At 35.5% G+C, this 8503-nt stretch carries 7 protein-coding genes and 2 tRNA genes; 3 read left to right on the top strand and 6 right to left on the bottom strand.

What is annotated here, in order from left to right; all coding sequences use genetic code 11:
• Positions 1-201, top strand: a 201-nt coding sequence (locus ACFIKD_RS06550) for a hypothetical protein (RefSeq protein WP_375647549.1), incomplete at its 5' end; no start/stop codon positions are given.
• A gap of 254 nt (positions 202-455) precedes the next feature.
• Here the strand turns inward: ACFIKD_RS06550 and ACFIKD_RS06545 are convergent.
• The 5 genes from ACFIKD_RS06545 to ACFIKD_RS06525 form a co-directional block, all read right to left on the bottom strand.
• Positions 456-532 (bottom strand) — tRNA-Arg (locus tag ACFIKD_RS06545).
• A 39-nt stretch (positions 533-571) separates the two neighbouring features.
• A complete protein-coding gene (locus ACFIKD_RS06540; protein ID WP_015856479.1) occupies positions 572-877 on the bottom strand; it encodes an ETC complex I subunit in 306 nt (101 codons plus the stop codon).
• A gap of 89 nt (positions 878-966) precedes the next feature.
• Positions 967-1043: transfer RNA gene (locus ACFIKD_RS06535), tRNA-Pro, on the bottom strand.
• Positions 1044-1751: 708 nt separating this feature from the next.
• On the bottom strand, positions 1752-2441 hold the full coding sequence (gene hdaA, locus ACFIKD_RS06530) for a DnaA regulatory inactivator HdaA (protein WP_026500728.1): 690 nt from the start codon (positions 2439-2441) through the stop codon (positions 1752-1754).
• Positions 2438-3649, bottom strand: a complete 1212-nt coding sequence (locus tag ACFIKD_RS06525; protein WP_375647548.1) for an AI-2E family transporter — start codon at positions 3647-3649, stop codon at positions 2438-2440. The genes hdaA and ACFIKD_RS06525 overlap by 4 nt, the downstream gene beginning before the upstream one ends.
• Positions 3650-3807: 158 nt before the next feature.
• On the opposite strand from ACFIKD_RS06525, the gene purM reads away from it, so the two are divergent.
• Both purM and purN read left to right on the top strand, forming a co-directional pair.
• The gene (gene purM / locus ACFIKD_RS06520; RefSeq protein WP_375647547.1) at positions 3808-4899 is read left to right on the top strand and encodes a phosphoribosylformylglycinamidine cyclo-ligase; all 1092 of its coding nucleotides are present in this window, start codon (positions 3808-3810) and stop codon (positions 4897-4899) included.
• The gene (purN, locus tag ACFIKD_RS06515) at positions 4896-5507 is read left to right on the top strand and encodes a phosphoribosylglycinamide formyltransferase (RefSeq protein WP_375647545.1); all 612 of its coding nucleotides are present in this window, start codon (positions 4896-4898) and stop codon (positions 5505-5507) included. Before purM ends, purN begins: the two co-directional genes overlap by 4 nt.
• Positions 5508-5798: 291 nt before the next feature.
• Here purN and ACFIKD_RS06510 read toward each other — a convergent pair whose 3' ends face one another.
• Entirely contained in the window at positions 5799-8333 is a 2535-nt protein-coding gene (locus ACFIKD_RS06510) for a response regulator (protein ID WP_375647544.1), read from the bottom strand.
• Between the last annotated feature and the right edge of the window lie 170 nt (positions 8334-8503).

Below are 8503 nucleotides of genomic sequence, written 5' to 3'. Positions count from 1 at the left end.
AAAACACAAGACGATATAGAGCTTACAGAAGCAGAAAAAGAAATACTTCAAGAAATCATCATGACCTACAAAAGTGTAAAAGTGATGTCTCGTTATACGAAATGGATTGTACTCATTATACTCTTATTAGCGCTTGATTTTTCACGTATTATGGATGCGTTTGTAAGTATTTTTACACAAAAACCAAATATCCAACTCTAAACATACTCTGAGACGCGCGAAATTCTTTAGAAAATGATTTCTTAATTTTGCTCGTCTCATGGAAGCGATAGAGAATGTCTTCGCCCATTTAAAATAGTGGTTCTCAAACAAAAAATTATTAGAGAACGTTGGAGGAAACAGATGAGCTTTGTAAAAGTATGTTGGAAAATCCTATTCCCGAACTTTTGTTAATGTTCCCGAACCTTAAAAAAGATTACAAAGAATAAATACGTTATACATGGGTAAAAACTGGATGGTGATCCCGACAGGATTCGAACCTGTGACCCACGGCTTAGAAGGCCGTTGCTCTATCCAGCTGAGCTACGGGACCCAACTGATTATTTTCTCAATTCAAAATAGCATCTTTAATTCAATGTGTCCAAGAGTGCTGCCGATCACTGCGAAAATTATCAGAATAAGAAATAGCACGTCGAATCGACGTACGTTTCTTTTCTACACGGTAAGAGATAGCATTCTTACGCGCAAAAGCAATCGCTTCTTCCTTCCTATTAAATCTGATCCTTACCTGATTATTCATATCAGACGTTGCCGTGTACCCCATAAGAGGTTCAAGCATTTTTGCTTTCACCGGCTCATACTCTAGAATCCAAAAACCTGTATTCCCCTTACCTGACTGCATAGCTGTCTTAGCAGGACTATAAATACGTGCGATCATGCCTTTTTCCTTCAGATTACACAACGCTTGAATGATAGTTTTCCACCACACGTACCCAATTGGGTCATTCTCACACACTTAATCAAATATGGTCGGAGCGATAGGATTCGAACCTACGACCCCCTGATCCCAAATCAGGTGCGCTACCAGGCTGCGCTACGCTCCGCCATTTACATTTACTTGATGCACATTTCCTAAAATTTTCACAACAGAAGTGCAAGAGAAAAACACACTTTTTTTTAATTTTGTTGCATTTCTTTACAAAAAAGCACGTTTTAAAAATTTTTTCCCTACTCAATAACATATTTATTGACAAATAATAGAAAACAACCTCCGTAAAGAATCCAATCTATATTAAAAAAATAATGAATTTCTCTGTAAGGATTTCATAATTTTCATCCTGCTTTAAGCAAACTCTCACTGTATCAAAACGCATTCTACAGATACAATTTTAGAAAAAAACAACTTAAATATCATAGAAAAACTTTCCAAAAGAGAACACAAGCCAAAAAATCAGCTGTATTAAGCTTTTTCCCCTCTTTTTCTATCTTGCAAAGAACTCTTTTATTAAAAATCCTAGAATCTTCTAAAATCCAAATCCATAAACAACAAACATTTTTTCAAAGCACGAAAGTTCCATTATAAATAAAATAAAGCGCTTTTTTAGAAAAATTTTCAAATGCAAAGATGGAAAGAATTCAACATCATACAATAAAATCTCAAAGCTATTTAAGATAAACACATGACTAAAGTAAAAAATACTATTTTTCACTCTTAACAGATATCAAAAAAGAAGAAAATTTAAATGACTTGTCTTGCCACATATTGAAACGATAATAGAAGGACAGAATAAGTAAGCCATGATAGGGAGTATTTACGGATTTCTTCTATTCAAAACTTCAGCAATAACAGCACGTGTTATTTTTCTTTTTCTTTGTAATGCCAACTGATCAACAGAATCAATAACACGCTTCAATGAAAATAAAGAACGTTCACAACGACTTACAAGATAATAAACCGTGTCTGGATGTACAATAAGTTGCCTATCGGAAAAAAGCTTAAATGCAACAGCTGTTAATAATGCATCATCAGGCTGATTAATTTCAACGAACATCACCGAATTAAGACGACTTTTTAGATCATTTAACTTTAAATTCCAAGCGGAAGGAAGTGTTCGTGCCGTCATCAATAAAGTAGCTTGTCGTGCATCAAGATTTGCTTGCTTAATACTGTTAATTAAATGAAAAAGTTCTGTCTCATTAATTTCACCTGCACCAATATCCTCTATTAAAAATGATCTGCCTAAAGAAGCCATAGTAACAGCCTGATCAATTTCATTGTGCTGAATCCTGAAAGCATCTGCTTTTTGGAGCCATATATTAGAAAAATGCGTTTTCCCAGATCCTTCTTTTCCAACCAAAACTGCAATAGGTAAGCTCCAATTGGGCCAATGATCAATAAGCTGAAAAGCCATACGATTGCTTTCCGTTACCACTAAATCCTCAAATTGAAAAATCGGATCATAAGGAAAATTTAAAGATAATTGCGTTTCACGCCCATTCATTTTAGCGGCTCCGAATTTCCCCTTCGCGAATACATCTGAGAACTAAGATAAGTATGAAGAGCAAAACGAACTAAAACGCCAACAGCCGCCGCCGCAGGAACAGCAACAAGCATACCAGTAAAACCAAAGAGTGAAGAAAAAGCAAAAAGTGAAAACATCAACCATACGGGATGTAATCCCACTGATGAACCTACAAGCTTGGGTTGAAGAATATAACCTTCAATAAATTGACCAATTAAAAAAAGTGCCATCACAACGATGATTCCTCCCCAATTATTGGGATAAAACTGGACCCATGCAATACCAACAGAAAGGACCAAACCACTCATTGTGCCGATATAAGGAACAAAGCTAATAAGACCAATAAACATACCAATCAAAAGACCAAAATTGAGTCCTGCAATCGTTAAACCAATAGCATAATAGCCTCCCAATATAAGACAAACTGTTCCTTGTCCACGAACAAAGCCTGCAATAGCTCTATCCATTTCATGAAAAATACTCCGAACGGTTTCAAGATGATCACGCGGTATTAACGAATCAATTGCTGTTACCATACGCGGCCAATCTAATAACATATAAAATGCCACCACAGGTGCCACAACAAATAGGCTAACGATATTAACGATAGATTTTCCTGACTTTAAAAGTGAATTCAAAAGAGACGTAATGAAATCAGAACCTTCTCCCAAAAATCCTTTAATATTATTCCGTAATTCATTTGGATCACTTCCAAAATAGCGCCTTATCCAATCAAAATCATGCTCAACAAAAAAGGTTTGAATACGATTAATATAAACAGGTAAACCATCACTCATAAATTGCTGTATTTGCCAACTAATAACAGGAATCAAAATAACTAAAGCAGCAACAAAAGTAATAACAATAAATAAGGTAATGAGGACAGTCCCAAACACACGGCGAATACCAAATCTTTCAAGTAATTGAACAATAGGATTGAGAAAATAAGCCAACACAATCCCTGCCACAAAAGGAAGCAAAATCGATCCAAAAACAAACATAAAAAAAATGAAAAAAATCAGCGTACCAAGCCAAAAAAAGATTTGCCTTTTCATATTATTCGGCAACGGTAATTGAGTATACGCTGGCACATAAGTCTTATAACGATCACGAGATGTATTCTCACTCACTTTCTTTCTCATAAGCTGCCAAGAAGACTGACCGTGATTATCTGATATCTTGCTCATAAAATATCCTAAAAAATTCTTCACAAAAAATTATAAACATCTTCAAAATAAGGTACAAGCAAAGTTGCTTATTTTCTTATCAATATCTCTTGCAGAGAGAACTCTATCATGGCATTGCATAATATCAAAACCCGATTTTCCATTAAAGGAAGGCTCCAATGAGCAATCAAGATCTTACAAATAATAAATCCAAAGTTGGTCTTACCTACGCAAAAGCCGGTGTAAACATCGATATGGGTAATGCCATGGTAGAAAAAATTAAACCCTTTATACGCGCGACAAAACGAGCCGGAGCAGATGCAGAAATTGGCGGTTTTGGTGGTCTTTTTGATTTAAAAGCAGCTGGCTTTACAGATCCTATCCTAGTAGCAGCCAATGATGGTGTGGGAACAAAATTAAAAATTGCCATTGAAGTAGGTCACCATAACACTGTAGGTATTGATCTTGTAGCTATGTGTGTCAATGATTTACTCGTACAAGGGGCTGAACCTCTCTTTTTTCTGGATTATTTTGCAACTGGAAAGCTTGACCCAGAACAAGGTGCTACAATTGTTTCTGGTATTGCCGAAGGATGTAAACAAGCCGGTGCTGCTCTTATTGGAGGAGAAACTGCAGAAATGCCAGGAATGTATGCAGAGGGAGATTATGATCTAGCCGGTTTTGCTGTAGGAGCATGCGAACGCAGCAAACTACTCCCTTCAAAAGATTTAACAGAAGGTGATATTATATTAGGTCTAAGCGCCTCTGGAATTCATTCCAATGGCTTTTCGCTTGTTCGACGAATCATCCAGCAACATGATCTCAAATGGAATGACCCTGCCCCTTTTGCCCCCGAAAACAGCCTTGGTATAGCACTTCTTACCCCAACACGCATTTATGTAAAATCGCTTCTTCCCATCATGCAAAAATACGAAGGGATTAAAGCTCTTGCTCATATTACGGGTGGAGGCTTTCCTGAAAATATTCCACGTGTTGTTCCATCTTCTCTCTGCGCTGAAATTAATCTTTCTACCATCAATGTTCCAGCAGTATTTTCATGGATTGCCAAACAAGGTAAAATAGAAGAAGCAGAAATGTTAAGAACATTCAATTGTGGTATTGGCATGATCATTATCGTAGCACAGCATGCAGCTGAAACAATTACGCAAGCTCTTGAAAGAAAAGGAGAGAGTGTAACTCCCCTTGGCATTTTAACAAAACGCCAAGATCAAAATAAAGGAATACTTTATAAAGGGGTACTGCATTTATGAAAAAACAAATCGTCGTTTTCATTTCTGGTAATGGATCCAATATGGTCGCCCTTGCTCAAGCTAGTCAGCAAAAGGAATATCCTGCTGAAATCGTCGCAGTTATTTGCGATAATCCGCGTGCAAATGGTATTGAAAAGGCACAAAACCATAACTTACCTATTCATATTGTTGATCGCAAAATTTACAAAACAAAAGAAGAGCATGAAGAAAGTATTTTTACGATTTTAGATCAATATAAACCGGATTTTCTCTGCTTTGCAGGATATATGCGCCTTATCTCACCACGTTTTGTAAAACTTTACGAAGGACGAATTTTAAACATTCATCCTTCTCTTTTGCCTTCATTTAAAGGCTTAAACACACATGAAAAAGCTTTACAAGCAGGCGTAAAAATCACGGGTTGCACTGTTCACCTTGTTACAGAAGACATGGATGCAGGAAAAATCCTTGCTCAAGCAGCCGTTCCAGTCTATCCTCATGATACTGCTGAGAGCTTAGCACAAAGAGTTCTTAAAACAGAGCATAAACTCTACCCCGAAGCCTTAAAAGCATTTATTGAAGGGAAGAGCAAAATGGTAGATACGCAGCAACAGATTTTATCTTTTTGAGTGTATCAACAATCTATTAATTAGCATTTTTCAATGTTTTACACATAATTTGTGCTCAGTGTCTATAATTGAAAATCTCTATTAAATGTTGACGTAATAGAGTCTATCTCTTCATAAATTTTTGCGCAGAATGTGTGATTTTTTTGAATTTTAGTTAATTTTTCAAATTCTTCTTTTTTATTCAGTTCTATGACATTATCACAAGATCACAAGCCCTATTTATTAAAATACTCTCATATTTCGCCTAAAAAATCTTAAATACGCAATTTTTCTATTGCATAAATTTTTGCCTCATGATGAAAGTGTTTCTTTAACTGTTAGAGCTAACTGTTTGAGTGTAAAAGGTTTAGATAAAAAACCAAAAACAGCATCTTGTGGAAGATTTTTAGCAAAAGCATCTTTTGCATATCCAGAAACGAAAAGAAATTTGATATCAGGATAGTTTTTACGTACTTCCTTCAATAAAGTGGGCCCATCCATTTCTGGCATCACCACATCGGAAACAATAATATCAACAGCTCCTTTTTGTTCCTCAAGAATAGAGAGTGCCTCCACCCCACTCGCTGCCTCTAAAACCGTATATCCTCTCATTTGAAGAGCTCTTACCCCCCCCATTCTAACCGCATCTTCATCTTCAACCAATAAAACAGTCGCAAATCCTGTTAAGTCTATATTTTTATCTTTTTCTTCATCTTTTTCAATCTTTTGAGAAATTTCTCCTTTTATATTGGGGATATAACGGGGAAGAAAAATATGAAATGTTGCTCCTTCACCTTCTTTACTTTCACAATAAATGCACCCACCGCTCTGCTTGATAATTCCATAAACCATTGATAAACCAAGGCCTGTTCCTTTTCCAACTTCTTTTGTTGTAAAAAATGGCTCAAACATTTTTTCTTGTATAGCAGCAGATATACCAGCCCCTGTATCTGAAATAGTCAATTGCACATACTCACCAATTACTAAACCAAGATGATTAAATTCAGCACTTTGTTGCTTTGTAATATTGTTTGTCGCAATCGTAACAATACCTCCATCTAACATGGCATCACGCGCATTAATAACCAAATTCATAATAACACGCTGAAAAGATGCTTGATCAACTTCAACACTCCACAAATCTCTTCCATGGATAATTTTTAACTGAATATTATTTCCCAAGAGTGGTACAATAAGATTGCGAATATCCGATAAAAAATCAGTAAAATCAACTTCTTCAGGTCGAAGTGTTTGCTTTCTAGAAAAAGCTAATAATTGCTGTACAAGAGCAGCTGCACGATTAGCATTATTTTTAATATTGATCAGATCAGCATGAGCAGGATCAGAACTACGATGCGTATTTAAAAGAAGATCACACGACATTAAAATTGCTGTTAAAACATTATTAAAATCATGAGCAATGCCGCCAGCCAATTGTCCAACAGCTTGCATCTTCTGACTTTGCATCATTTTATCTTCAAGCGTTTTTTGTTCGGTTGTTTCAATCACAGAGACAATAAGTAAATCTTGCAATGCATCACCATGATAGGGCGGTACAGACATAATATGAAGCTGTAAATGGCATTCTTCATTTTTTTCCAAAACAGTTTCTAGAGAAACAAAATAATTTTTATTTGTCGCAATTCTCTGAAAAGAACGCTCTAACTGCACACAATCACGACGAGAAATAACATCATAAAAATTGACTGCTTTGTCCACACATCCCGTGAGTGATGAAAAAGCTTTATTCATATGAACCAATTGCCCTTCATGATCCACCACGGCTATTGCAAAAGGACTCGCATCAAAATATTCTCCTAATATAGTGGGTAATTTTAATTGATCGTCCTCTTCTTTTTGTATTTGTTGTGGAATGATCACAATGCGATAAACGGCTTCCTCTTCTAAGAGAGAAGAAACAGAGATAAGACAATGGAATATTTTCTCACAAGTTGCTTGTGAATTTAAACATAACGAAAACTTATAAGGTAATGAGTAACCTGAACTTTGATATCTGTTGGTTTGCAAACAGATATCACTCCATGAGCTCTTAGCGCCAACGCTATCAAATAACGAATCAAAATTATATTGACCAATTGAGAAACTCGCTAAATCAATTGAAAACCATTCGGCAAAAACCGCATTAGCATAAAGAATAGTTCCTTGTGTATTAACTGATACAAAACCAATAGGAGCTTGATCCAAGTGATTGATAGCCTCTTGAAGGTTCGAGAAAAAAACTTCTCGCGTTTGTTGTAAATGCGAAATATCAGCAATACGCCAAAATAAAAGCTTTTTTTTCTGTTTTGTGATAGGTTGAATGGAAATATTATACCAAACAGATTTTTTTGGTGTAGCATCGGTAAAAATTGGTTGTTCTACTCTTAATTCCTCTTGCGCTGCAAGATTATTACAGGCTGCAACCTTTAAGCGATACGAAAGTGCGCCAGCTCCTGGAAGATCAGCAATAACCATATAACAAGACACTTCAGGCTTATAGGTCAGAATTTTTCGATAGTTTTGATTAGAATAATAAACAAAACCAGAAAGGTCAGAGATTACAATTGCATCATCGCTCCCATTAAAAATGCTAAAATCAAAATCTTCATGCAACCACACATGGTATCTTAAAATTCCCATTCCACACAAAACAAGTGTTGCAACGCCGATAATTGCTAGAATCAAAAAAGATATCAATATAGCCTTTTGCAAATAGCTTTGTGGATAAAAAAAACCTAAAATACCCACAATGAAAAGAGAAACTAATATAAAAACAACACTAAAAATCACAACTCTTCGATGAACAGAAGACGCTGATCTTTTATTATTATCAAAACCTTTATCCATCTCTCATTGCCTTAGATTTAGTTGTTTCTTATATCACAAAACTTCCTTTATATTCATTGTTATAAAGTATATACTATGATATTATCTCTCTAAGAAAGCTCACTTAATGTTAAAAAGTTTATTTCTTGTATTTAAGTGAACCTTTTAAGGGTGTGTTTATAAATTTATCT

Origin of the sequence: Bartonella sp. CR84HXZ, assembly GCF_042194535.1 — a bacterium.
Taxonomy (GTDB): Bacteria; Pseudomonadota; Alphaproteobacteria; order Rhizobiales; family Rhizobiaceae; genus Bartonella; species Bartonella grahamii.
The sequence above is the reverse complement of the archived record's forward strand: the minus strand, read 5'-3'. Positions and strand labels throughout refer to the sequence as shown.